The organism is Actinomadura rugatobispora (assembly GCF_055379765.1).
In genome coordinates, this window is sequence record NZ_AP029191.1 from 1194972 (window position 1) to 1219744 (window position 24773).

Here is a 24773-nt window from a genome sequence, read left to right on the forward strand (position 1 = left end):
CGATCGGCTCGTATGCTGCGCTCCGTGAACGTCTCCCCCCGACCCGTCCGGCCAGCGGCGGTACGCGCGTGACGCCGGGTGAGGCGGTCGCCGTGTTCGGGGCGGGGCTGGGCGCGGGGGCGATCAACACGGCCGTCGGGTCCGGGACGCTCATCACCTTTCCGGTGCTGCTGGCGACCGGGATGCCGCCCGTCACCGCCACCGTCTCCAACGCGCTCGGCCTGATCCCCGGCTCCATCAGCGGTGCCATCGGGTACCGGAGGGAGCTGGCCGGGCAGCGGCGGCGCGTCCTGCGGCTCGGTGCCGCGTCGCTGCTCGGCGGGGTCACCGGGGCGGCGCTGCTGCTGGTGCTGCCCGCCTCGGTCTTCGAGGCGGTCGTGCCGGTGCTGGTGGGCCTCGCGCTGGTCCTGGTCGTCCTCCAGCCCCGGATCGCCGGGAGGCTCCGCGAGCGCCGCGAACGGTCCGGTGCGGTCGCCCGCCCCGACGGGGGTCCGCTGCTGTTCACCGGGCTGGCGCTGGCCAGCGTCTACGGCGGCTACTTCGCCGCGGCCCAGGGGATCATCTACATGTCCCTGATGGGCATCCTGCTCGACGAGGACATGCAGCGCCTCAACGCGGTGAAGAACGTGTTCGTCGCCCTCGTCAACGCGGTCGCCGCCGCGTTCTTCCTGTTCGCCGCCGAGTTCGACTGGACGGCCGTGGCGCTCCTGGCGGTGAGCTCGGCCATCGGCGCCCAGGCCGGGGCCGTGGCCGGGCGCCGTTTCAGCCCTGCGGTGCTGCGGTCGCTGATCGTGGTGGTCGGCGGGACGGCCATCGTCCAGCTCCTCGTCCGCTGACCCGGTCATACTGGACGGGTGCGCCGGTCTTTCGCCCACGAGGCGGTCCTTCTGCTGGAACCCGGCGGGGACGTCCGGGCCCCGGGCGGGGCCGTCACGGTCGCGCTGTGCGGGCACTGGGAGCACGAGCCGCCCTGCCCGCTGGCGCCCCACCGCACCACCGCCGAGCGCGACGGCGACCGGGTGAGGCTGCGCGTGCTGTTCTTGGCCGACCCGGCGGACGAGGCCGAGGTGCGCGAGCGGATCGAGGCGGCGCTGTCCGAAGGGGTCCTGGAGGGCCCGGACGGCGTCACGACGCGCTGGCGCCTCGCTGAGGAGGGCCGGGGGCACGCTGGCGCGTGAGCGTCCTTATCGGTTCTTTCGGCGCGGCTTGTTTTGATCGGGCCGGACGGGGATCGAGAGGGGGCGCTCATGACGCTGGACGACCCGGACCGCGCGGCGGGCACGCGGGGGCCGTCGGTGCGGGGACGGATCATCACGGGACTCGCGGTCCTGCTGCTGGCGGCCGGGATCACCTGGGTGCTGGTCACCGGCGAGTCCGACGGGCCGGGCAGCGCCCAGCTGTCGGCCTCGGGACCGCAGGCCGGGGGCGGCCGGTGCGCGGCGACCGAGACGATGCCGGGAGGCGACAACAGCTACACCGCCGGGGCGCCGGTGGTCTCCGACCTGGGCCGCGGCTTCGTGGTCTCGGGGACGGTGCGGGAGGCGGGTTCGTGCGCGCCCGTGCGGAACGCGCGCGTCCAGATCTGGATGCACACCAGGCGCGGCCACGAGGCGCTGGCGAGCAACCGGGGAAGCGTGATGACCGACGCGCAGGGGCGGTACCGGCTGGAGAGCCTGCCGGTCGTCCCGATGTTCGGGCAGCCGCACGTGCACATCGCCTATGACGACGACGCGTACGCACCCCTGTTCCTGCGGCCGGTGCTGGACGACGAGGACCAGCCGTCCATCACCGTCGACTTCGTCCTCCAGCGCCGTGGCGCATAGGGCCGAGGGCACGCGCCCCCGCTCGCGCGGCGTCCACGCGGCACCGCCCCCGGCGGAGCGGGGCGGCGGCGCGGTCCGGTGGGCCGGGCTGGCGTTCGCCGCCGCCCTGGTCGCCGTTCCCGTGGCCGCGGTCGTGGCGAGCCCGCTCCAGGAGGGGCGCTCGTTCACCTGGACGCTCGCCTCGGTGACGGGGGTCGTGGCGCTCGCCCTGCTGATCATGCAGATCACGCTGCCCAACCGGACCCGCCTGCTCGCCCGCGTCTTCGGCGCCCGCCCGCTGCGCCTCCACCGCGCCGTCGGCCTCGCCGTGACGGGGCTGGTGGCCGCTCACATCGCGCTGCTGTACGCCAACGGCCCCGACGACATCACCGACGCGCTCGTCCTGGACGCGCCCACCTACAGCAGGCTGGGCGTCGTCTCCGCGTTCTGCCTGGCGCTGTCGGTGGTACTGGCGCTCGGCCGGCGGCGGCTCGGGCTGCACTACTCCAACTGGCGGATCCTGCACGCGGCGCTCGCCGTGGCCATCACCGGGACGGCGTTCGCGCACGTGGTGCTGCTGCGCGGCCCCCTGGACGGCGTAGCGGAGCTGTTTCTGCTGGTCACCGGACTGGCGGCGGGCGCGGCGACGGCCGTCCACCTGCTGGTGGTGAGGCCGCTGCGCCGCCACCGGCGGGACGCCCCCTGAGCACCCGGCGCCTTCCGGAAGCCCGGGCGGGGCGGGAAGGCGCCGGGCCCGGGCTCATTCGCGGTCGGGGGTGATGCCCAGGCGCTCGGCCTCCTGGGTCATCTCCGCGGCGGCGCCGCCGTCGGTGACGGCCTGGAGCTCGTGGGCGAGCTGCTCCAGTTCGGCGCCGCCCGCCATGAGGGCGGTCAGCTCCTCCTGCGTGATGTCCTCCTTGGCACGGTAGGCGACGCTGCGGCCCCGCTTGAGGACGAGGAACCGGTCCCCCACCGGGTAGGCGTGGTGGGGGTTGTGGGTGATGAAGATGACGCCGAGCCCGCGTTCACGGGCCTGCACGATGTAGCGCAGGACGACACCGGCCTGCTTGACCCCCAGCGCCGCCGTGGGCTCGTCCAGGACCAGGACCTTGGCGCCGAAGTGGACGGCGCGGGCGATCGCGACGCACTGCCGTTCGCCGCCGGACAGCGTGCCGATGGGCTGGTCGACGTCGCGCAGGTCGATGCCCATCTCCAGGAGCCGGGCCTTGGTCGTGCGGCGCATGTGCTCGGTGTCGAGGCGGCCGAGGCCCTTCCGCTTCTCCGAGCCGAGGAAGAAGTTGCGCCAGACGGGCATCAGCGGGACGACGGCCAGGTCCTGGTAGACGGTGGCGATCCCCCGGTCGAGGGCCTGGCGGGGCGAGTCGAACGCGACCGGCGTCCCCTCCACCCGGTAGGTGCCGGAGTCGTGCCGGTGCAGCCCGGCGACGATCTTGATGAGGGTGGACTTGCCCGCGCCGTTGTCGCCGAGCACGCAGGTCACCTCGCCCGCGGCGACGTCCAGGGAGACCTCGCGGAGGGCGATCACGTTGCCGTGGTTCTTGCCGACGGCGTCGAGGCTCACGAGGGCGTGCCCGGTCATCGGGAGTCCTCCACCCTGCGCCGCACGACCAGGTTGACCACGGTGGCGATCAGCAGCATCGCGCCGAGGAAGAACTTGAACCAGTCGGGGTTCCACTCGGCGTACACGATCCCCTTGTTGGTCATGCCGAAGATGAACGCGCCGATCGCGGCCCCGACGGCCGAGCCGTAGCCGCCGGTCAGCAGGCAGCCGCCGATCACCGCGCAGATGATGAAGAAGAACTCGTTCCCCACGCCCTCGCCCGACTGGACGGAGGCGAAGGCGAACAGCAGGTGCATCCCGGAGACCCAGGCGCAGAACGCCACCCCCATGAACAGGCCGATCTTGGTCCTGTCGACCGGGACGCCGACCGCCCGGGCGCTGGCCGCCGCGCCGCCCGACGCGAAGATCCAGTTCCCTGTGCGGGTGCGCAGCAGCAGCCAGGTCGCCGCGGCGACCAGCAGGATCCACCAGAACACCGTGATGTTGACGTTGACCCCGGCGAGGTCGACGTCGGAGGCGAACACCGCGCGGGCGGAGGAGAAGCCGTCCATGTCGCGGATCGAGTCGGTGGCGACGTTGCCGGTGATCGCCTTGGTGACGCCCAGGTTGGCCCCCGCGAGCATGAAGAACGTGGCGAGGGTGATGATGAAGCTCGGCAGCCCCGTCCTGACATAGAGGACGCCGTTGAGCAGCCCCAGCGCGAGGGTGAGCACCAGCGAGATCGCCACCCCGGCCCACACGTTCAGCGTGAGCTGGTAGCTGACCAGCGACGCGATCAGCGCCGAGGTCGTCACCATCACCCCGGCGGACAGGTCGAACTCCCCGCCGATCATCAGCAGGGACACGCCCACGGCCATGATCCCGAACGTGGAGCTCGCGTACAGCACCGTGGAGAACGACCCGGCCTGCAGGAACGCGTCCGCGACGACGGAGAAGAACGCGAACACCGCGACCGCGCCCAGCAGCGCCCCCAGCTCCGGGCGGCCCAGCATCCGGCGCAGCGGGGAACTCCGGGCCAGGCGCTCGTCCGCGGCGACCGGCGGCGGGGCGACGGCCTGGCTCATGCCGCCTCCCCGGCGGCGGTCCCCCGGACGGCTCCGCCGCTCATCGGGTCCCTCGGTTGGCGAACTGCTCGATCGCCGCCGCGGTGTCCTTGGTGACGATGGCGGGCCCGGTCAGCACCGGACGGCCGCCGCCGATCACGTTGCCGTTGTTCTTCAGCAGCCACAGCTCGTCGACGGCCCCGTACCCCTGCAGGTAGGGCTGCTGGTCGACGGCGAAGTGGATGGTCCCGGCCTTGAGCGAGGCCACCAGGTCCTTGTTCATGTCGAAGGTGGCGACCTTGGCCCTGCTGCTGGTCTCCTTCACCGAGTCGACGGCGGTCGCGGCGAACGGCGCCCCGAGCGTGAGGATGCCGTCGACGTCCTTGTCGGCCTGCAGCTTGGCGGTGATGGACGACTTCACCTGCGGCATGTTGGTGCCCTGGACGAACAGGTTCTCCAGTTCCCCGCCGAAGGTCTTCTTCGCCCCGGCGCAGCGGTCCTCCAGGCCCACGTTCCCCTGCTCGTGGATGACGCACAGCGCCCGCTTGGAGCCGATCTTGGCGAGCTCGCGCCCGGCGGCCTCGCCCGCGATCGACTCGTCCTGCCCGAAGTGCGCGACCGCCCCGAACCGCGCCGACACGTCGGCGCCGGAGTTGATGGACACGACCGGGATCTTCGCGGCGGCGGCGCGGGCGACCACGTCCTTCATCGCGTCGGGCTTGGCGAAGGTGACGACGATGCCGTCCACCTTCTTGTCGATGGCGGTCTGGACGAGCTGGGCCTGCTTGCCGCCGTCCGGGTCGGCCGAGTACAGGAACTCGACGTTGCTCTTGGCCGCGGCCGCCTGCGCTCCCTTCTGGACGATGTCCCAGAACGTGTCGCCGGGCCCGGAGTGGGTCACCATGGCGACGGTCATCCGTTCGGTCTTGGCGCCTCCGGTGCCTGCGGACTCCTCGGCCTTCTTACCGCCCGAACCGCTGCACGCGCTCAGGCCCAGGGCCAGCACCCCGGCGGCCGCCAGGGCCGGCAGGGCCCGCGGGCGTCTGGGCGCGGTGCGCTTCGTGCTCTCGGCTTGCCTCCGGGTGCGGCTCATCGCTGGGCTCCGTTCTCCCCGAATGGTCTGGGATGAACTGAGTATGTATCAGAAGTGACTTACGTTTCGGTGGTGACTTTCATGCCGCCACTTCCGACAGGTACTCCAGACTGGCGCGGACGTCCTCGTACGGCCCGGAGGCGGGTTCGGGCTCCTCGGTGATGACGGCGTCCTGCTCCATCACGTACCAGCCGTCGTAGCCGGAGCACTCCAGGGCGCGGATGATCCCGGAGATGTCGATGTCCCCCTGCCCCAGGGGCCGGTAGAGGCCCTCGCGCACGGCCCGGGTGTAGGAGGTCCGCCCCTCCCGCACCCGGTCGGCCAGGGACACGTCCACGTCCTTGAGGTGGACGTGGGAGACGCGCGGCGCGGCGAACCGCGCCAGCAGCAGGGGGTCGGTGCCGCCGGCGAGCAGATGGCCGGTGTCCAGGCACAGCGGCACGCTGCACCCGCCCAGCACGCGCTCGACCTCCGCGCGGCGCTCCACGACCGTGCCGATGTGCGGGTGCAGCGCGACCGAGCGGCCGCGGTCGCCGGCGCGCACGGTGATGGCGTCGAGGTTGCACAGCAGCGTCCGCCACGCCCCGGTGTCGAGGGCGGGCCGCCGGTCGTACCCGGCGAGGCCGGTGGCGGCGGCCAGGATCAGCGTCGCGCCGCTGCCCAGCGCGTCCATCGCCCGCTCGACCTCCGGCAGCGGGTCGTGCGCCGGATCGTGCAGGACGGCCGGGACGAACGCGCCGACCGGCTCGAGCTCGTACTCGGCCAGGAGCCGGTCTCGCTCGCCGGGGACGGCGGGCAGGAACCCGGCCGGGCCGAGTTCGGTGGCGGTCAGGCCGAGGTCGCGCATCTCGGCCAGGACCCGCCGCGGGGAGAGCTGGTGCCCCCAGCCGGGGACCTCGCAAACCCCCCAGGAGATGGGTGCGCCTGCCAGCTTCATCAAAAAACCTCCGAGGAAACCCCGGCCCCTTCAGGCCGGGAGGAATCGGATCCCTGCGGAGCAGGGCAGGGAAAGGAAACTCGCCCCTCCGGAGCGAATGTCGGTTGACCAGGCACTATCCAGCACGTCTTCGCCACTTTGTTCGAGCGTGCACGCTAGGATCGCCGCGTGCCGCGTTACCGCCTGGCCCCCACGCTCGAGCAGGAGCAAACTCTGCTCGGGCATTGCGCGCACGCCCGGTACGTGTGGAACCTGGCCGTGGAGCAGCACGGCTTCTGGTCCCGGCACCGGCGGGGCGGGGCACCCGGCTACAGCGAACAGTCCCGGCAGCTCACCGCGGCCCGCGCCGAGTTCGCGTGGTTGCGGGCCGGATCCCAGACCGTGCAGCAGCAGGCACTGCGTGACTTCGCCCAGGCGATGGGCAACTTCTTCGCCGGTACCCACCGCCGTCCCACGTGGCGCAAGCAGGGTGTGCATGAGGGGTTCCGGCAGGTCGGCGTCAAACCCCACCAGGTCGAGCGGCTGTCGCGCAAGTGGGGCGCGGTGCTGGTGCCCAAGTGCGGATGGGTCAGGTTCCGCCTGTCGCGGCCCGTACCCGCAGGCGTGAAGTCCTACCGGGTCACCCGTGATCGGGCCGGGCGCTGGCATGTGGCCTTCGCCCACGTCCCGCCCTCGCTCCCCGGCCCCGGCGACGGGACCGTGATCGGGGTGGACCGGGGCGTCACCGTCAGCGCCGCCCTGTCCACCGGGGACCTGCTCAAAATCCCCGGCCTCACGCCCGGGGAGACGCGACGCCTGCGACTGCTGGCCCGCAGGCTGGGGCGGGCCCGGCGCGGCTCTAGCCGCCGGGCCAGGCTCAAGGCCGCACTCGCCCGGCTGAGGGCCCGTGAGAGCGACCGCCGCAAGAACTGGGTGGAGCAGACCTCCACGATGCTGGCCCACGGGTTCGAGGTGATCGGTGTCGAGGACCTCAACATTCGCGGCATGACCCGCTCGGCGAAGGGCACCCTCGAGCGGCCGGGACGCAACATCGCCGCCAAGGCGGGGCTGAACCGGGGCATCCTCGCGGGGGGATGGGCCGTGCTGGTGGAGCGGCTGGAGGACAAGGCCCCCGGCCGCGTGTACAAGATCAACCCCGCGTACACCTCGCAGCGCTGCTCGGCATGCAGGATCATCGACCCGAAGGCGCGCGAGAGCCAAGCGCGCTTCCGGTGCCGGTCCTGCGGCTTCGCCTGCAACGCCGACGTGAACGCCGCACGCAACATCGCCCACGAGACCGCACTCCTCTGCACGCTCGTGGACACGGCGGCCGGACCGGCCGTCGCTGCGCGGGGACGCCCCGGGTCGCCGGGGCGGACGAACCGCGAACCTCAACCCCTCCTCATCTCCTGAGGCCACGGGTTGGAATCCCCCTCGTTTTTACGAGGGGGAGGAGGTCAAAGCCGTACCTCCTCAGGGTGGACGACCCGGCCCTCGCGCCGGGAGATCTCGCACGCCTCCGCGAGGTAGAACGCCTCGAGCGCCTCCTCGGGCGGGCAGGGGTTGGTGCGCCGTCCCGCGACCACGTCGACGAAGGCGCGCAGCTCGGCGTCGTAGGCGGCGGCGAAGCGGTCCAGGAAGCCGGCGTAGGCGGGCGGGCGCGCGGGCCCCGGCGCCGGTTCCGGGACGGGGGTGACGGGCGTGCGGTCGTCGAGCCCGGCGACGATGCTGTCCTCGGAGCCGAACAGCTCCAGGCGGACGTCGTACCCGGCGGCGTTGTAGCGGCCCGCCCCGATCGTGCAGAGGGTCCCGTCGTCGAGGCCGAGCAGCGCGGCGCCGGTGTCGACGTCGCCGCACGCGCGGAAGACCTCCCCGCCCCTGTCGGAGCCGGCGGCCATCACCCAGGCCACGTTCCGCCCGGTGACGTGCCGGATGGCGTCCAGGTCGTGGATCGCGCAGTCGCGGAAGAGGCCGCCGGAGGCGGGGACGTACCCGGGCGGCGGCGGGGTCGCGTCGAAGCTGCACGACCGCACGGTGTGCAGCCGGCCGAGCCGGCCCGCGGAGACCGCCTCGCGGGCGGCGATGTGGCCGGCGTCGAAGCGGCGCTGGAAGCCGACCTGCACCGGGACGCCGGCGGCGCGGGCCGAGCGAACGATGTGGAACGTTCCATCAAGGTCCGCGGCGAGCGGCTTCTCGCAGAACACCGGTATTCGCGCGCGCACGCCCCGCTCCACCAGCGCCGCGTGCGCGTCCGTCGCCGCCGTCACGACCAGGGCGTCCAGGCCGTCCAGCGCGTCCAGGCCGTCGAGGGCCGATCCGGGCGGGCCCTCCCCGAACAGGTCGGCCACCGAGCCCGCCGCGCGCACGTCCACGGCCGCGGCGTCGTCCGGGCGCCGGCCCGCCGCCCTTCCGCACGCCGGACCGGCCCGCAGCCGGGCCGCCAGATCCCTCGCCCGGGACGGGTCGGCGTCGGCCACGACCAGCGCCTCCACCTCGGGTAGCTCGCACAGTGCCGCGGCGTGGCGCGCCCCGATGCGCCCCGCGCCGGCCAGCCCGATCCTCATCGATCCTCCCGGTCGGCTCGCTGGGGGAGCCGCCGGGTCGCCCCGGCGCCCCGGCGGCAGAACCCGAGTGTGCTGGAGCGTTCCACCTCCGGTCAACGCCCTACGCTGGCCCGAAGCCGTTACGACCTGTCCGCAAATGGGCCCCTTGCGGCGGGCCGCTCCGGCGCGCCGGTTCCGCGAAGCGTGACCAAGCGCTAGTTTGTGACCATGCGGGTCTTCCTCACCGGGGCGTCCGGCTTCGTCGGCTCCCACACCGTGCGCTCCCTGCTCGACGCCGGGCACCGGCCGCGCGCCCTGGTCCGCGACCCCGGCAAGGCCGCCCGGGTGCTGGCCCGGCTCGGCGTGCCCGCCGGCGACGTCGAACTGGTCACCGGCGACATGCTCGACGCCGCGACGGTGAACAAAGCGCTCGACGGCTGCGACGCCGCCGTCCACGCCGCCGCCGCCATCGGCGTGACCGGAAGCGGCACACCGGGAGGCGGCGGCGACCCCGAGAACGGCCTGGTCCGCGTCAACGTCGCCGGCACCCGCAACGTCGTCGGCGGCGCCGTCGCCCGCGGCCTGGAACGCGTCGTCCACGTGTCGACCATCGCGGTGTTCGTCCCGCCGCCCGGCCCGCGCATCACCACCGACGGCCCGCTGGCCGCGCCGCGCACCGGCTACGGCCGCTCCAAGCTCGCCGCCGAACGCTACGTGCGCGACCTCCAGGCCGAGGGCGCGCCCGTCACCATCGTCTACCCCGGCGGCGTCTGCGGCCCCGACCAGCCCGTCCTGGACGCCCTCATGGAAGGGCTCTCGGCGGCGCTCGACCTGGCCTGGCCGCTGCCCCCGGGCGGCGTCTCCGTCATCGACGTCCGCGACCTCGGCGAGGCCCTCGCCCGCGCCGCCACCCGGCCCACCCCCGACCGGCTCCTCCTCGGCGGCCACTACCTGACCTGGCCGCAGTACGCCGACCTGTGCGACCGGCTCACCGGCGTCCGCTGCCGCCGCCTCCGCGTCCCGGCCGGGGTCATGCTCGGCGCCGGGTCGCTGCTGGACGCGGCCAAGCGCGTCCGCGACTTCGACTACCCGCTGACCCGCGACGCCGCCGAATTCATGGTCAGGCTCGTCCCGACCGACGACGCCCCCGCCCTCGACGCCCTCTCCCTCACCCTGCGCCCGCTCGAGGAGACCGTCGAGGACGGGCTGCGCTGGCTGGCCGAGTCCGGCCACCTCCGCCGGGCCGGAAAGCTGGCACCCCGGCCGCCCCGCACGTCCGCCGGCAAGCCCGCCGCCACGAAGGAGCGCCCCATGCCGACCCTCGCCAAGCGCTACCTGGGCCCGGTCTTCGAGCGCGTCTCGGGGGCGGCCTGGTTCTCCAAGGTCGGGCCGAAGATCGTCCCGCCGCTCGACCGGGCCCTCCACAAGGCCAGCGGCGGCCGCTTCCTGCTCGGCCAGTCGCTCGTGCCCAGCCTGGTGCTCACCACCACCGGCGCCGTCAGCGGGCAGCCGCGGCGGGCGCCGCTGGCCTGCATGCCCGAGCCCGACGGCTCCTGGATCGTGGTCGGCTCCAACTTCGGCCGCGAACGGCACCCCGCCTGGACCGGCAACCTCCTCAAGAACCCCGCCGCCGAGGTCAGCTTCCGCGGCCGCACCGTGAAGGTGACCGCCGCGCTGCTGGAGGGGCCCGAGCGGGACGAGGTGTGGCCCCGGCTCGTGCGCGTCTGGCCCGTCTACGACCGCTACGTGGAGCGCGTCGACCGGCGGCTGCGCGTCTTCCGCCTCACGCCGGCCCCATGATCTTGCGGGCGAGCGCCCGTCCCAGCAGCGCGTAGGCCAGCACCACGCCGAGCGCGTTGAGGATCACGTCGTCGACGTCGAACGCGCGGCCCAGCACCGCCAGGCCCTGCACGGTCTCGATCGCCAGCGACAGCAGCACGGCCAGCACCCCCAGCCGCACCGGACCGCGGAAGCGCGCCGACAGCAGCGGCAGCAGCACCCCGAGCGGCGCGAGCAGCAGCAGGTTGCCGCCGACCTGCGGCAGCGCGTCCCGCACCGGCTGGTCGAAGTAGAACCGCAGGGACCGCCCCGGATCGGTGTTGCCGCCCGCCTGCCCGTTGTCCGCCACCGGGCTCAGGGTGAGCCGGAAGCAGAAGTAGAAGAACGCCGCCAGCGCCGCGAGCGCGACCGCCACGGCGAGCACCCTGAGCAGCAGGACGTACCAGGGCGGTCTGCGATCGCCGGGCTGGACCTTCGTCTTCGCGGTACTCACGCTCTTGTTGCCGGTCTTTCCCGTCTTGGGCTTGGATGCCGGCTGCTGAGTCTCGGTCTTCTGAGTCTCGGTCTTCTTCAACGACGCGCTCGCCACGCCCCGCACCTCCACCGCGTCCCGAACCGCTTCGATGCCGGTGCATGTCCCCGATCCGGGCGCGACTATGCAAAGGGCTGGTCAAGCGCGCGGGCTCAGAGCGACGCGGCGAAATCGGCCAGCAGGCGCTGGTCCTCCTCGGGCGGACGGGCGGTCGCCGGATCGCCGGTGTAGGTGTCCAGGAGGAGGTGGGTGGCGCCCAGTTCGGCGAACGCGTCGGCCTCGCGGCGGGCACGGTCCGGGTCGGCGGCGTCCAGGCGGATGCGCGGCGCCAGCGCGGGCACGGGACGGCCCAGTTCCTCGGCGGCGGCGCGGAGCGCGGGCAGGCCGTCGTCGCGGACCCGCTCCGGGGTCTGGTTGATCGGATGCCAGGCGTCCCCGTAGCGGACCGCCCGGCGGAACGCGGCGGCGCTCTGCCCGCCGATCCAGACCGGCGGATGCGGCGAGGCGGCGGGATGGGGCCGCGGGTCGACGGTCTCGCCGCCGTAGGTCACGGAGTCCTCGGTCCAGGCGCGCACGATCACGTCCAGGTACTCGTCCGTGAGGGCGCCGCGGCGCTCGAACGGCACGCCCAGCGCCGCGTACTCCCGCCGGGCCCAGCCCACGCCCACCCCGAAGATGAGCCGGCCCCCGCTGAACCGGTCGAGGTTCGCGGTAACGCGGGCGGTCTGCAGCGGATGCCGGTACGGCAGCACGGTCACGGTCGTGCCGAGCCCGATGCGCCCGGTCTGCCCGGCGAGCCAGGCCAGGGTGGTGAACGGGTCGTAGAACGGCGCCGGATACTGCCCGGCCACGTCCGGCGTCACCGCGACATGATCGGAGATCATCGCGAAGCCGAAGCCCCCGTCCTCGGCGAAACGCGCCCAGTCCGCGAGCGCGTCCGGGGTCGCCGAGGGACCGAAGTTGAGGATGTTGATGCCGAGCTCCATGTGCGGGGGAACGGGCGGCGCGTCCTCCGTGTTCCTGGCGCGTGTTCCTCACGGGCCCGCGAGGAGGGGGTCGGAGCGGTAGAGCTCGGCCGCCTCGGTGTCGCCGATCTCCTCGCACAGCCGGGCCAGCGCCCGCATCGTGTGCGCCACCCGCACCCGCACCCCGAGCCGCCGCCACACCGCCAGCGCCCTGAGGTGGGCGTCGATGGCCGCGTGGGTGTCGCCCGCCGAACGGGCGAGCACCGCCAGGATGTCCAGCGCGGCCGCCTCGTCCCACGGGTGCGGCGACCGCTCCAGCGTCTCCCGGGCCAGCTCCTCGGCCTCCCCGTGCCTCCCCTGGCCGGCCAGCAGCGCGCCGATCTCGCCGATGACCGACCCGGTCTCGAAGTCGTCCCCGAGACTGACCAGGATCGTCAGGCCGCGCGCCAGGCACGCCGCCCCGTCCGCCATCCGGCCCTGCTTCAGGTACGCCAGCCAGCAGTTCTTCAGCATCCACAGCTCGGACATCGGCGCCCCGCACGCCTCGAACGCCTGCCGGGCCTCCTCGAACAGCGGCAGGTACCCGCCGTGCTCGCCCCGCTCGCGGCGGCGCAGGCACAGGGAGAAGAGGGCGCGGCCCGTCCCGAGGGGGTCGAACAGCGGCCGGGACGGGACCGGCACGCGCTCGGCGGGCGGATGCGGGAGCGACTGGTAGGTGGTCATGGCGCGGTCCGCGTGCTGGAGGCCGGCGCCGAGATCGAGCCTGCTGCCCTCGGCGTCGACGAGGAGCCCGAGCATGCACGCCGCCCCGCGCCGGTCGTCCTGCCGGTCGGCGACCCGCAGCCCCTCGTGCAGCACGTCCACCCACTCGTCGTACCGGCCGCGGATGTCGAAATAGGTCGTGAGGCTCTGCGCCAGCGGCCAGGCGTGGCAGTCCGCGTCCCCGGCGCGGCGGACCTGGGCGTGCAGGTGGGGACGCTCCTCGTCGAACCAGGTCAGGGGGTCCGCGCGGGCCGCGGCGCGCGCCTCCTCGGGGACCGTCCAGAGCGGATCGGGGACGGGGTCCAGGCCGTACCAGTGCGGCAGCCCCGCGTCGGCCGCCACCGTGATGTCCTGCCACGCCCCCAGCAGCCTGCGCACCGCCCCGCGGCGGGAGGGGGCGTCGTCCCGCCCGACCAGCTCGCGCGCCAGGAGATGGATCAGATCGTGGACCCGGTAGCGCGGACCCGTGACGCCGCGCCCGGCGGGCTCCACCAGATGGGCGTCGACCAGGTCGTTCAGCAGCCGTTCCGCGGTCTCCGCGCGCCCGCCCAGCAGCGCCCCGGGCACCCACGCCGGGAACTCGGCGTCCTCCAGCAGGCCCAGATGGCGGAACAGGCGCCGCTGGTCACCGGTGAGCGCGTCGTAGGCGTCCTGGAAGCTGGCCCGCACACCCAGATCCCCGTGCTGGAGCCAGTCGAGCCGGTCGCGGTGCGAGGCCAGCCGCCGCACCAGGTCCGCCACCGTCCAGCCGGGCCGCGACGCCAACCGCGCCGCGGCGATCCGGATCGCCAGCGGCAGCCCGCCGCACAGCCGCACGATCTCGGCGATCTCGCCCGGCGCCTCGTCGTCCTTCACGCCCGCGATCGAGCGGAACAGCACCGCGCCCGCCTCCCCCGGCAGCGCCTCCAGCGTCACCACCCGCGGCCCGCCCGCCGCCCCCGCCCCCGGCAGCCTGCGGCGGCTGGTCAGCAGCACGGCGCAGCGCGGCTCGGCGGGCAGCAGCGGCTCCACGTCCGCCAGGTCCGCCACGTCGTCGAGCACGATCAGCACCCGCCGGGACGCCAGCAGCTCCCGGAAGAGCGCGGCCCGCTCGTCCAGCCCGGACGGCACCCCCGCGGGCGGGACGCCCAGCGCGTGCAGGAAACCGGCCAGCACCTCCGCCGGACCGCCCGTGCGGCCGCGCAGCCGCGCGTACAGCTGCCCGTCGCCGTAGGCCGCGCGGTGCGCGTGCGCCAGCCGCAGCACGAACGCCGTCTTGCCGATGCCGCCGGGCCCCGTCACGGCCACGCACGCGGGCGCGGTCCGCGCCGGATCGGCGAGCACGGCCGACAGCTCCGACAGCAAGCCCTCCCGGCCGACATGGCCCGGAACGTCGGCCGGGAGCCGGCGCGGCACCACGGAGGGGCGGCCGCGCACCGCCTCCGGCTCGTCCGGCCCCTGCACGCCCGTCAGGATCGCGCGGTGCAGCTGCTGGAGGCCGGTGGACGGCTCGATGCCCAGCTCGTCCACCATCCGGTCCCGCACGTCGCGGAACACGCGCAGCGCGTCGGCGGGACGCCCGGCCCGCGCCAGCACGGTCATCAGCTGCCCCCGGCAGCGCTCCCGCAGCGGATGGTCGCGGACCATCGCGCGCAGCTCCACCACCAGGCCGTCGTGACGGCCCAGCGCGATGTCGGCGTCCACGCGGTCCTCCACCGCGGCCAGCCGCAGCTCCTCCCAGTCGGCCGCGCGCCGCACGTACGGGGAGGGCAGGTCGGCGCAGACCGGGCCGCGCCAGCGCGCCAGGGCGGTGCGCAGCAGCGCGGCCGCCGGGCCGGGCTCCCCCGCCGCCAGCCGCTCCCTCGCCCGCCGGACCTCGTCGCGGAAGTCCTCCAGGTCGAGCTGCCCCGCGGAGATCCGCAACCGGTAGCCGGGCGGGCGCGTCTCGATCGGCGCGGACGCGCGGTCGCCGCCCGCGCCCAGCACCCGGCGCAACCGGGACACCATGCCCTGCAACTGCACGCGCCAGGAGTTCGGCGGATCGCCCTCCCAGAGGGCATCGACGAGCCGCTCCACCGACACCACCCGGTCGCGCTCCAGAAGGAGCAGCGCCAGCACGGTACGGACCTGCGGGCCGCCGAGATCCAGCGGGCGGCCCGAACGCTCGGCCGAGACAGGGCCGAGCACACGAAAATAGAGCCCACCGCCCATACGCCCGCAACTCTAACGAGCGTCCCCGCGCGGCCGAAGGGATCCCACGGTCGCGCGGAGGCCACATGCGGTCGGCCCTCGCGCCGTTCCCACGCGTCCGGGTGAACGGGGAAGGGGACGTCCCCGTCCACCCAGGACGCTGTGGCGCGAGACTCCTCCCGTGCCTCGCGCCACAGGGCGGCCTGTCGCACCCGGAGCATCTGCGGACCAGCACCTTCCCCCGCAGGACCCACACCATGCCCGCCCCCGTAGGGGCCTCTACAGGCCACCCTGTACGAGCCGAGCATGACGCACGCCGCTAAGAATCCGCTAAGCGCGGACGCCCGCACCGGATAACCGGCACGGGCGCCCGTTCCTCGATTCTCGGTCAGGCCGCGACCGTCGCGTCGCTGGTCGCGGGCTCCAGGGCCAGGTCCAGCACCTCCCGGACGTCGCTGACCGCGAACACCGTCATGTTCTCCAGCACCTCGGCCGGCACGTCCTCCAGGTCCGGCTCGTTGCGCTTGGGCACGATCGCGGTCGTGATGCCCAGCCGGCTGGCCGCCAGCAGCTTCTGCTTCAGCCCGCCGATCGGCAGCACCCGCCCGGTCAGCGACACCTCACCGGTCATCGCCACATCGGACCGGACCGGCCGCCCCGACAGCAGCGAGGCCAGCGCCGTGGTCATCGTGATCCCCGCGCTCGGACCGTCCTTCGGGATCGCCCCGGCGGGCACGTGGACGTGCACGCCGCGCTCCTTCAGGTCGCCGACCGGAAGCTCCAGCTCCGCCCCGCGCGAGCGCAGGTAGCTGAGCGCGATCCGGGCCGACTCCTTCATGACGTCGCCGAGCTGGCCGGTCAGCGTCACACCGGTGTCACCGGTCTCCTTGTCGGCCAGCGACGCCTCGATGTAGAGGACGTCGCCGCCCGCGCCGGTGACCGCCAGCCCCGTCGCCACGCCCGGCACCCCGGTCCGCCGCTCGGACTTGCTCAGCTCCACCTCCGGCGTGAACCGGGGCCGGCCCAGGTAGTCCTTGAGGCCGTCGGCGCCGACCGTGACCGGCAACTCGGTCTTCTCGAGCGCCACGTTCGCGGCGATCTTGCGCAGCACCCGCGCGATCGAGCGATCCAGCGACCGCACGCCCGCCTCCCGCGTGTACTCCGCGGCCAGCAGCCGCAGCGCGCCGTCCTCGAACGACACCTCCGACGCCTCCAGCCCCGCCTTGTCGAGCTGGCGCGGCAGCAGGTGGTCGCGGGCGATGGTGACCTTCTCGTGCTCGGTGTAGCCGTCCAGCTGCACCAGCTCCATCCGGTCCAGCAGCGGGCCGGGGATCGCCTCCACCACGTTCGCGGTGGCCAGGAACAGCACGTCGCTCAGGTCGAGCTCGACCTCCAGGTAGTGGTCCCGGAAGGTGTGGTTCTGCTCGGGGTCCAGGACCTCCAGCAGCGCCGCGGTCGGGTCGCCCCGGTAGTCGGCGCCGACCTTGTCGACCTCGTCCAGCAGCACGACCGGGTTCATCGAACCGGCCTCACGGATGGCCCGGACGATGCGTCCCGGCAGCGCCCCGACGTAGGTGCGCCGGTGGCCGCGGATCTCCGCCTCGTCCCGGACGCCGCCCAGCGCCACCCGGACGAACGTGCGGCCCATCGCCCGCGCGACCGACTCGCCCAGCGAGGTCTTGCCGACCCCGGGAGGACCGGTCAGCGCCAGCACCGCGCCGCTGCGGCGACCGCCCACGACGCCCATGCCCCGGTCGGAACGCCGCTTGCGCACCGCGAGGTACTCGATGATGCGCTCCTTGACGTCGTCCAGACCGGCGTGGTCGGCGTCCAGGATCTCCCGGGCGCCGGCGATGTCGTAGGCGTCCTCGGTGCGCTCGTTCCACGGGATGTCCAGGACGGTGTCCAGCCAGGTGCGGATCCAGCCGCCCTCCGGGGAGGCGTCGGACGCCCGCTCCAGCTTGTCGACCTCCTTGAGCGCCGCCTCGCGGACCTTCTCGGGCAGGTTCGCCGCCTCGATCCGGGCGCGGTAGTCGTCCTCCTCGTCGGCCGGGTCGCCGTTCAGCTCGGCCAGCTCCTTGCGGATGGCCTCCTGCTGCTGCCGCAACAGGAACTCGCGCTGGGTCTTCTCCATGCCCTCCTGGACGTCCTTGCGGATCGTCTCCGCCACGTCCAGCTCGGCCAGGTGGTCGCGCGCCCACCCGATCACGAGGGTGAGCCGCTCGACGGTGTCGGCCGTCTCCAGCAGCTCGATCTTCTGCTCGTCGGACAGGTACGGGGCGTAGCCGGCGTTGTCGGCGAGCGCGGAGGGCTCGTCGATGGCCTGGACCACGTCCACGACCTGCCAGGCGCCGCGCTTCTGCAGGATCGCGCTGACCAGGCCCTTGTACTCCTTGGCCAGTTCCTGGGCGCGCCCGGTGGCCGCGGGGACCTCGATCCGGGTGCCCTCCACCCACAGCGCCGCGCCCGGCCCGGTGGTCCCGGTGCCGATCCGCACCCGCTCCACGCCGCGCACGACCGCGCCGGGCTCGCCGCCCGGCAGCCGGCCCTCCTGCTCGACCACGCCCAGCGTGCCGACGGCGGCGTACTGGCCGTTGAGCCTGGGCACCAGCAGCACCCGCGGCTTGACGGCCGACCTGATCCCCGGGCCCTTGGTCTGGGCCACCGCCCGGGCCGCCTCGATCGCCGCGCGCACCTCGTTCTCGGACAGGTCGAGGGGCACGACCATGCCGGGCAGAACGGCCCCGTCGTCCAGGGGCAGGACCGGCAGCGTCAGGGTCTCGCTCATGCTCTCAGCTCCAAGTCTGTAGCGATCATGACCCACTCGGGTTGAGTCATACTCACTCAAGAAAACGGAGCACGATTTTGTTTCCGCAGCAACGTTCGCTGTCAGCGATCACGCCGGGCGTCCCGCCCCCGCGGCCCCCGCACCTTCCGGATCTTGGTTGGGGCCGGCCTCGCCACGTGCGAATTGGTTGGCACCTCGGCGAGCCGGGGTGGCACAGTATGCGGTGCGTGACCGGGGTGTCGGCCGAGCCTGCACGACCAGTCGACGGCTTCGAGCGCCTCGCCGCCGAAGAAGGATCAAGATGAACGTGACCCACTGGCCGTTGTTCCGACTGCGGGTGCGCACGCCGCGGCTGGAGCTGCGCCTCCCCACGCTCCAAGAACTCGACGCGCTCGCCCAACTGTCGACCGAGGGCGTCCACCCTCCGGACCGGATGCCGTTCGCCGTCCCGTGGACAGACCTGCCGCCGGCTGAACGAGCCCGGGGTCTCATGCAGTTCCACTGGCGGCAGCTGGCCGTCTGGACCCCCGAGGACTGGGATCTACAACTCGGGGTCTTCCTGGACGGCCGCATCGTCGGAGTGCAGGGCATCGGCGCCAGGGACTTCACGATCCTGCGCGAGGTCGGTACCGGCTCCTGGCTGGGGCAGCGCCACCAGGGGCAGGGCATCGGCACCGAGATGCGCGCCGCCGTACTGGAACTGGCCTTCACCGGGCTGGGCGCCGAGTCGGCGGTCAGCGCGGCGCTGACCGACAACGCCGCCTCCTACGCGGTCTCCCGAAAGCTCGGATACCGGCCCAATGGGACCGCCCGCATCCGAGTACGCGACGCGCTCGGCTACGAGCGGCGGCTCGAACTCGACCGCACCCGCTGGGAGCAACACCGGACGGTGTCCGTTCAGATCGGCGGCCTCGAACCATGCCTCCCGCTCTTCGGCCTCTGACGGGCCACATCTCTCCCCACACCGCCGGGCACGGCTGATCCGGATCCGGGATCGCGGGGCCGCCGATCACGGCGGCCCCGCGCTCGTCTCCAGAGAATTCCCCGCGGAGGGAACGGACGCGATTATGGCACCGCCACCGGCGGCCCTACCAGCGGAGATGGATTAATCACCTTCGCCCTTGACCGGGCACCCCATCCCGACAAAAACGGAAATATCGGGAGAGTCCGGGTCACGCGCCTCGGCCGCCGGGCGGCCGATCATCTTTACCTCCGGCATTTCTTCGTTGACCTTGGTTTACGCCGCCGTGAAGGGTGGGTACTTAACGCAACGAGATCGTGACACAGGGTGAAGGGCAAACTCCCGGGGCGGCAAAAGGCCCCGGATCCCGAACCCGCGGATCATGGGAGGGTCACATGCGTTGGACGGCGCACCGGTTCGGGACCGCCGTCCTCGACATCCCTCCCACTGGTCGGTCCGGACGGCCGAGGACGTTCCGGGCCCGTCGCGTCGCCGCCGGTGCCTCCCCCCTTTCGCCCTGGTGCCGGCGGCGACGGCGGCGCGCTCGGACACACCTCGGGTCCTCGGCCGTCTCGGCCCGGCGACCGCCGCGCCGCGATCGGACAACGTGCCCTGGAGCCCGGTGCCGCACGCCCCCGCGGCACCGGTGCCCTCCGCGCCGGGCCGGCGGCATCGTCGAGCCATGCCGCCGGTCCGGCCCTTCCCGGCCCCTGACCGTCACCGTCCGAGGAGAGCGAGGTGAACGCCGAGCGCAGACAGCCTGTGAGCCGTGACGCAATCCGGTGGCCCGGACTCAGACCCGACCCCCGTCCAGGGCCGCCGCGCAGCACGACCGCTGCGACTGCCCGGCCCGTGGTGGTGCCCCGCCCCCACGGGCCGCGGCGCATCCAGCCCACCCGACATGGCCGAGGGCCGCGAGTGTGGGGTGGGGTGGGTCAGGCCTTGTGGGTGGCGGCGGCGGGGGCGGGGTCGGTCTTGCGCGACTCCAGTTCGGCGCGGGCGTCGGCGACGATCCGGCGCTCGATGAAGAAGGCGAGGAACGGGATCAGGCCCGCCGACACCATCAGCACCATCTGCTTCAGCGGCCAGGCGGCCTTGCGGTACAGGTCGAAGGCGACGCCCAGGTACACGATGTAGAGCGCGCCGTGAATCGGGGAGATGATCGCCGACGGGGTGCCGTTGCCGCCGATGTAGCGGATCGGCATGCCCACGAAGACCACCAGCAGCAGCATCACGCCGACGACGATGGCCATGACGCGGTACCGGTTGATGGCCGCTTCCACAGATCACTCCTCTGGGCGGTACGGGTGGGGAAAGGGAGCCGTGCCGGTCAGTCGCGCCGGTGGCTCTCGGAGTTGAGCCGCGCGAGATACCGGTTGTAGGCGGCCAGCTGGGGGTCCTCTTCCTCCTGCCGGCTGATGATGGTCCGCTTGACCGCGGCCTCCGCGGGCTCCTCGATGACCTTGGGGGCCTTGCCCGCGGGGTCGTCGCTGAGCTCGTCGCGCATCATCTTGACCCACATCACGACCACGAAGATCGCGAAGATCGGCCACTCGAAGGTGTAGGCCCAGCTGCGGTCGTTGCCGGCCTGCGCGCGGTCGTACTGCCACCACCCGAAGCCCAGGAAGGCGACGCACAGGGTGATGGCGAGCGCATGCAGCCCGAGCCAGCCGGGGGTGAGGAACCTTCGCACGTCATCGAGCCTACCCCCGGTGCCCCCGAGCCCGCGCCCGACCCCGTACCGGCCGGGTTTGCCCGCTTTCGCGAAAACTGTCGGCCGCTGCCTCTAGGTTCGCGGCATGGCGACCAGCACGGCGGGCCCCGCCCAGGCCTACACCTATTCGCGTCCCTCGGGACTGGCCGGGGGGCTCCTCGGCCTGTCGACCTCCGGCGGCACCACCTCCGCCGGGCCACGGCAGCACCCGCACTTCTTCAGCGGCCTGCTGACCAGGCCCGCGCCGGCCGCGGCGGCGCTGCTGGCCCTGGCGGACGTGGCGCAGACCCGCTACCACCGGCCGCGGCCGACCTCGTTCCGCGACCCGGTGGTGACGTGCAACGGCGACCGGCTGCGGCTGGAGTCGTTCTCGGCCTGCTGCGGCGTGTACGCGCGGCTGGACGTGCTCCAGCCCGCGCTCGACGGCGAGGTGCACGAGCGCGGCACCACCAACGTCGACGTCAACGGCCCGCTGCGGGAGTCGCTGGCCCGGGTGGGCGGGGACGATCCGCTGCACCTGGCGGTCGGCGCCGACGAGCTGGCGGTCACCACGCTGGACGGCGCGGTGGTGGAGAAGAAGGTGCCGCTGCCCGACCGCTGGCTGCGCGGCTTCGCCGAGGTCCAGGTGATCACCTCCGGTTTCGATCCGCGGGCCGCGCTGCCCGGGCCGGAGGCGGTGCGGTTCCTGCGCGGGCTCCCCAAGGGCAGGAACGGCGTGCTGTGGGCGGTGCCCGCCGGGAGGGGCCTGCGGATCACCTCGCGTCCCGCCCCCGGCGCGGTGTGCCTGCCCGGCCCCGACCGGCTGCGGACGATGCTGCCGCTGCTGCGCTTCGCCCGCGGCCTGCGCGCCTACGGTCCGGCGGTGACCGCGAGCGGCGGCCCGGCGGCGAGCGTGTGGGAGCTGGAGCTGCCCGGCATGCGGTACGTGCTGGCGCTGTCCCCCGAGTCGCACCGCGGTTTCTCCGGCGAGGGCGCCGTCCTGGACGCGCTCGCCACCGAGGAGGCCGCCGACGACGCCGAGCTGGTGGGGGCGCTGCTGTCGTTCGAGCCTCGGGTGGAACCCGACCTGCTGGCCGAGCGGGCGGGCATCGGCCTGCCGCGGGCGCGGGCCGCCCTGACCCAGCTCGGGACGGCCGGGCGGGTCGGGTACGACACCGCCGAGGCCGGGTTCTTCCACCGCGAGCTGCCGTACGACCCCGAGCGCGTGACCGCGATGAACCCGCGCCTGCGCGACGCCCGCGCGCTCGCCGAGCGGGGCATGGTCACCCTGGACGGGCCCGACGCGGCGGAGGTGAAGGTCGAGGACCGCTTGCACCGGGTGCGGTTCGGCGGGGACGGCGCGTCCTGCACATGCCAGTGGTGGACGGAGTACCGGGGCGGGCGGGGCCCGTGCAAGCACGTGATCGCCGCCCGGATCGTGCGCGGGGAGGCCGGCCGATGAGCACGACCAAGCTGGACGCCCTGTACAAGGCGATCAGGGGCGGCAACGCCCGGTACGCGGCGGCCCTGGTGCCCCGCCTGGCCGACGAGGAGCGGCAGCGGGTCGCCAAGGAGCTGCCCGCCCTGCTGGCCGAGCTCCGGGAGGCGGACTCCACGTGGGCCTGGAGCGCCACGCCGGTCAAGTCGGCCCTGCGGGTCACGGGCGCCGGCTGCCTGTCCGGCCCGGCGGCGGCCGCGCGGTGGCTGTCGCGCGCGGACCTGCGGCTCGTCACCCGCTTCGGTTTCAACGGCGACCGCGGCCCGGCCGAGCTCGTGGTCAAGGCGACCGAGGGCCGTCCCGCCGAGTGGCGGGCCGAGGTCGGGCGGCGGCTCGCGGGCCTGCTGCGCACCACCGCCGAGTCGGACTGGAACGGTGAAGAGACCGCCTGGTGGACGTGCGCGCTCCTGCTCCGTTCCGCCGGCGCCCCCGTCCCGGTGGAGGACGCCTTCGCCGTGGGCTGGGTGCGGTGGACGGACGGGCGCGGCGTCGCGTCCGGCGATCCGCTGGCCGAGGCGATGATGCCGCGGATCTTCGAGGTGGAGGCGATCGGGCGGCTGATCACCTCGCGGGGGGAGACGGAGGCCTGGATCGAGGCCGTGCTCACCCTGGCGGAGGAGAAGCGGCTGGAACGCGCGACCGTGCTGGACGGCTGCCTGCGCCGGTTCCTGCGCGGCGGCACCGTCGCCGACCTGCGCTGGTACGCCGAGTTGCACGACAGGCTCGCCCCCGACCTCGGGGAGGCGACCGCCCGGCTCCGCGACTACCTGCGGCTGCTGCCCGCGGCGCCGTCCCGGGTCGCCGAGCTCGCGCTGCGCGAGGTGCGCCGGGTGGACGCGGCCGGGGGCCTGGGGCCGGCCGCGTACTCGGAGGCCGCCGAGGCGCTGCTGTTCCGTCCCGAGCAGAAGCTGGTGCGGGCGGCGCTGGCATGGCTGGCCCAAAGCGCGGACCGGGCCGACCAGAAGGACGCAACGCTCTGCGCGCTGGCGGTGGCGTTCGCGCACGAGGCGCACGCCGTCCAGGAGCGCGCCACGGACCTGGCCGTCAAGTTCGGGCCGGGGGCGGGCCGGGAGGCCGTCCTGCGGGTCCGGGAGGCGGCCACGGCGCTGCCCCACGATCTGCGCGAACGGATCGCGGCGGCGTTCGGCGAGGTCGAGGCCCCGGCCGCCGCCCCGGCCGGGGCACTGCCCGCGCCGCCTCCCCCGTCCGCGTTCCCCGGCCCGTTCGGCTCCGCGGCCGAGCTGGCCGAGGAGTTCGCCGTCGTGCTGCGCCAGGAGCCGTCCTGGACCGACTCCGAACGGATCTCCGCCGGGATCACCGAGCTCGCCCACCGCGACGTGAAGTCCCTCCGGGCGGCGCTGAAGGGGTTCTTCGAGGGCGACCGGGGCGCCTGGTACCGGGCGTCCGACTACGACCGGTTCATGTATTCACCGCGGGCCTGGCCGGTCCTGGCGGCGCGTTCGGTGCTGCGTGCGCGCTGGCGCCCGAAGGCCGGCGGGGAGCTGCGGCTCGAGCGGCGCGGAGCCGAGCCGCACGACGCGCCGATGAGCGACTTCCTGATCGGGCGGATGCGGGAGGTCGCCGAGCGGGTCGAGCGGGTCCCGCTGCTGCTGGCGACGCCGACGCGGGCCAACGGCCATCTCGACCCGGAGGTGCTGGTGGCGCGGGTGGAACGGCTGGAGGCGGCGGGCGTCGAGCCCGGTCCGCACGACCTCGTGCAGGCCCTGCTGCGCCTGCCCCGCGACGCCGCCGCGGGCTCGGGCGTGACCGCCCGCGCGGAACGGCTGGAGTCCCCGGCGGGCCAGGCGGTGGCGGCGTGGCTGCGGGAGGGCGGGGTCGCCGACCCGTTCGTCGAACGCGTCGAGGTCCGGCTCCCCGAGGTGCCGTTCCGGCCGGCGGTCGCGCTCATGGGGGTCCTGCGCCCGGTCGGGGACGTCCCGAAGGCGCTGGCCCCGCTCTGGGACTACCCCCTCGACGGGGCGAAATGGAGGGAGTCCCCGGAGACCTTCGCCCTCGCCGGCTACTCCAGCCCGCCGGCCTGGTGGCCCGCGATCGCGCCGTCCCACGCCGAGGTCGCCGCGGCGCACCTGCTGCCGCAACTGCTGTCGACGCTGGACTTCCCGCACGACCAGGGCGCGGCGCTGCTCGGGCTGGCCGAGTGCGACGGCCCGACCGGCGTGGCGACCGGGGCGGCGCTGGCCTACGGCCTCACGGTCGAGCCCCTCCAGGAGCGGACCTGTGCCGTGGACGCCTTCCTGCTCATGGCCGCCCGCGGCCGGCTGCCCGCCGCCGAGGTCGGCGCGGCCGCCGGCGCCCTGGCCGCGCACCGGGAGGCCAAGCTCGGCCGGGTGGTCGGCGGGCTCGGCGACGCGGCCGCGGCAGGGGCGCACGCCGAGGTCTGGAGGGCGGTCGAGGCGGCGCTTCCGGCCGTGCTGACCGCCCACGCGAGCAAGCCGGTGCCGGGCATGGCCGACCTGCTGGCGCTGGGCGTCCGCACCGCCGAGACCAGCGGGGCGCGGGGGCCGGCGCCGGAGGGGCTGGCCGCGGCGGCCGGGCGCGGCGGATCCAGCCGGACGGTCAAGGAGGCGGTCCGGCTGCGCGACCTGCTCGCCCGGAACTGAACCGGTCCAGAAGCGGCCCCCCAGGA

The 24773-nt window shown here is 74.1% G+C and carries 20 protein-coding genes; 9 read left to right on the forward strand and 11 right to left on the reverse strand.

Annotated elements, in window-relative coordinates; all coding sequences use genetic code 11:
* The first annotated feature begins 68 nt into the window (after positions 1-68).
* The 4 genes from ACZ466_RS04710 (at position 69) to ACZ466_RS04725 (ending at position 2508) form a co-directional block, all read left to right on the forward strand.
* Entirely contained in the window at positions 69-836 is a 768-nt protein-coding gene (locus ACZ466_RS04710) for a sulfite exporter TauE/SafE family protein (RefSeq protein WP_378282060.1), read from the forward strand.
* 18 nt (positions 837-854) lie between these two features.
* On the forward strand, positions 855-1178 hold the full coding sequence (locus tag ACZ466_RS04715; RefSeq protein ID WP_378282059.1) for a hypothetical protein: 324 nt from the start codon (positions 855-857) through the stop codon (positions 1176-1178).
* A gap of 69 nt (positions 1179-1247) precedes the next feature.
* On the forward strand, positions 1248-1823 hold the full coding sequence (locus ACZ466_RS04720; RefSeq protein ID WP_378282058.1) for a hypothetical protein: 576 nt from the start codon (positions 1248-1250) through the stop codon (positions 1821-1823).
* Complete coding sequence (locus tag ACZ466_RS04725) at positions 1813-2508, forward strand: ferric reductase-like transmembrane domain-containing protein (protein WP_378282057.1); 696 nt, start codon at positions 1813-1815, stop codon at positions 2506-2508. The genes ACZ466_RS04720 and ACZ466_RS04725 overlap by 11 nt, the downstream gene beginning before the upstream one ends.
* Positions 2509-2562: 54 nt before the next feature.
* Here the strand turns inward: ACZ466_RS04725 and ACZ466_RS04730 are convergent, their stop codons facing one another.
* The 4 genes from ACZ466_RS04730 to ACZ466_RS04745 form a co-directional block, all read right to left on the reverse strand.
* Positions 2563-3402 (reverse strand): ATP-binding cassette domain-containing protein, encoded by an 840-nt coding sequence (locus tag ACZ466_RS04730; RefSeq protein ID WP_378282056.1) that lies wholly within the window; start codon positions 3400-3402, stop codon positions 2563-2565.
* A complete protein-coding gene (locus ACZ466_RS04735; protein ID WP_378282055.1) occupies positions 3399-4448 on the reverse strand; it encodes an ABC transporter permease in 1050 nt (349 codons plus the stop codon). The genes ACZ466_RS04730 and ACZ466_RS04735 overlap by 4 nt, the downstream gene beginning before the upstream one ends.
* 40 nt (positions 4449-4488) lie before the next feature.
* Positions 4489-5520 (reverse strand): sugar ABC transporter substrate-binding protein, encoded by a 1032-nt coding sequence (locus tag ACZ466_RS04740; protein WP_378282054.1) that lies wholly within the window; start codon positions 5518-5520, stop codon positions 4489-4491.
* Positions 5521-5599: 79 nt separating this feature from the next.
* Positions 5600-6457 (reverse strand): TIM barrel protein, encoded by an 858-nt coding sequence (locus ACZ466_RS04745; protein WP_378282053.1) that lies wholly within the window; start codon positions 6455-6457, stop codon positions 5600-5602.
* Positions 6458-6625: 168 nt separating this feature from the next.
* On the opposite strand from ACZ466_RS04745, the gene ACZ466_RS04750 reads away from it, so the two are divergent.
* The gene (locus ACZ466_RS04750; RefSeq protein WP_378282052.1) at positions 6626-7849 is read left to right on the forward strand and encodes an RNA-guided endonuclease InsQ/TnpB family protein; all 1224 of its coding nucleotides are present in this window, start codon (positions 6626-6628) and stop codon (positions 7847-7849) included.
* Between the two features lie 44 nt (positions 7850-7893).
* Here ACZ466_RS04750 and ACZ466_RS04755 read toward each other — a convergent pair whose 3' ends face one another.
* The gene (locus tag ACZ466_RS04755; RefSeq protein WP_378282051.1) at positions 7894-9000 is read right to left on the reverse strand and encodes a Gfo/Idh/MocA family protein; all 1107 of its coding nucleotides are present in this window, start codon (positions 8998-9000) and stop codon (positions 7894-7896) included.
* 207 nt (positions 9001-9207) lie between these two features.
* Here ACZ466_RS04755 and ACZ466_RS04760 point away from each other — a divergent pair, with 207 nt between their 5' ends.
* Complete coding sequence (locus ACZ466_RS04760; RefSeq protein WP_378282050.1) at positions 9208-10779, forward strand: nitroreductase family deazaflavin-dependent oxidoreductase; 1572 nt, start codon at positions 9208-9210, stop codon at positions 10777-10779.
* On the opposite strand, the gene ACZ466_RS04765 is transcribed toward ACZ466_RS04760, so the two are convergent.
* The 4 genes from ACZ466_RS04765 to lon all read right to left on the reverse strand — a co-directional run bounded on the left by ACZ466_RS04765 (position 10763) and on the right by lon (position 17974).
* Entirely contained in the window at positions 10763-11347 is a 585-nt protein-coding gene (locus tag ACZ466_RS04765; protein WP_378282049.1) for a VanZ family protein, read from the reverse strand. The two genes, ACZ466_RS04760 and ACZ466_RS04765, sit on opposite strands and share 17 nt — an antisense overlap.
* Before the next feature lie 95 nt (positions 11348-11442).
* Complete coding sequence (locus tag ACZ466_RS04770) at positions 11443-12276, reverse strand: TIGR03619 family F420-dependent LLM class oxidoreductase (protein ID WP_378282048.1); 834 nt, start codon at positions 12274-12276, stop codon at positions 11443-11445.
* A gap of 48 nt (positions 12277-12324) precedes the next feature.
* The gene (locus ACZ466_RS04775) at positions 12325-15183 is read right to left on the reverse strand and encodes an AfsR/SARP family transcriptional regulator (RefSeq protein ID WP_378282047.1); all 2859 of its coding nucleotides are present in this window, start codon (positions 15181-15183) and stop codon (positions 12325-12327) included.
* Between the two features lie 391 nt (positions 15184-15574).
* Positions 15575-17974: an endopeptidase La gene (lon, locus tag ACZ466_RS04780; protein ID WP_378282046.1), complete on the reverse strand. Its 2400-nt coding sequence runs from the start codon at positions 17972-17974 to the stop codon at positions 15575-15577.
* Positions 17975-18275: 301 nt separating this feature from the next.
* On the opposite strand from lon, the gene ACZ466_RS04785 reads away from it, so the two are divergent.
* Entirely contained in the window at positions 18276-18917 is a 642-nt protein-coding gene (locus ACZ466_RS04785; RefSeq protein ID WP_378282045.1) for a GNAT family N-acetyltransferase, read from the forward strand.
* Positions 18918-19870: 953 nt separating this feature from the next.
* Here the strand turns inward: ACZ466_RS04785 and ACZ466_RS04790 are convergent.
* Both ACZ466_RS04790 and ACZ466_RS04795 read right to left on the reverse strand, forming a co-directional pair.
* On the reverse strand, positions 19871-20218 hold the full coding sequence (locus tag ACZ466_RS04790) for a DUF3817 domain-containing protein (RefSeq protein ID WP_378282044.1): 348 nt from the start codon (positions 20216-20218) through the stop codon (positions 19871-19873).
* A gap of 47 nt (positions 20219-20265) precedes the next feature.
* Positions 20266-20628: a hypothetical protein gene (locus ACZ466_RS04795; RefSeq protein WP_378282043.1), complete on the reverse strand. Its 363-nt coding sequence runs from the start codon at positions 20626-20628 to the stop codon at positions 20266-20268.
* A 106-nt stretch (positions 20629-20734) separates the two neighbouring features.
* Here ACZ466_RS04795 and ACZ466_RS04800 point away from each other — a divergent pair, with 106 nt between their 5' ends.
* Entirely contained in the window at positions 20735-22090 is a 1356-nt protein-coding gene (locus ACZ466_RS04800) for an SWIM zinc finger family protein (protein WP_378282042.1), read from the forward strand.
* Complete coding sequence (locus ACZ466_RS04805; RefSeq protein ID WP_378282041.1) at positions 22087-24747, forward strand: DUF6493 family protein; 2661 nt, start codon at positions 22087-22089, stop codon at positions 24745-24747. Before ACZ466_RS04800 ends, ACZ466_RS04805 begins: the two co-directional genes overlap by 4 nt.
* Positions 24748-24773: the final 26 nt, after the last annotated feature.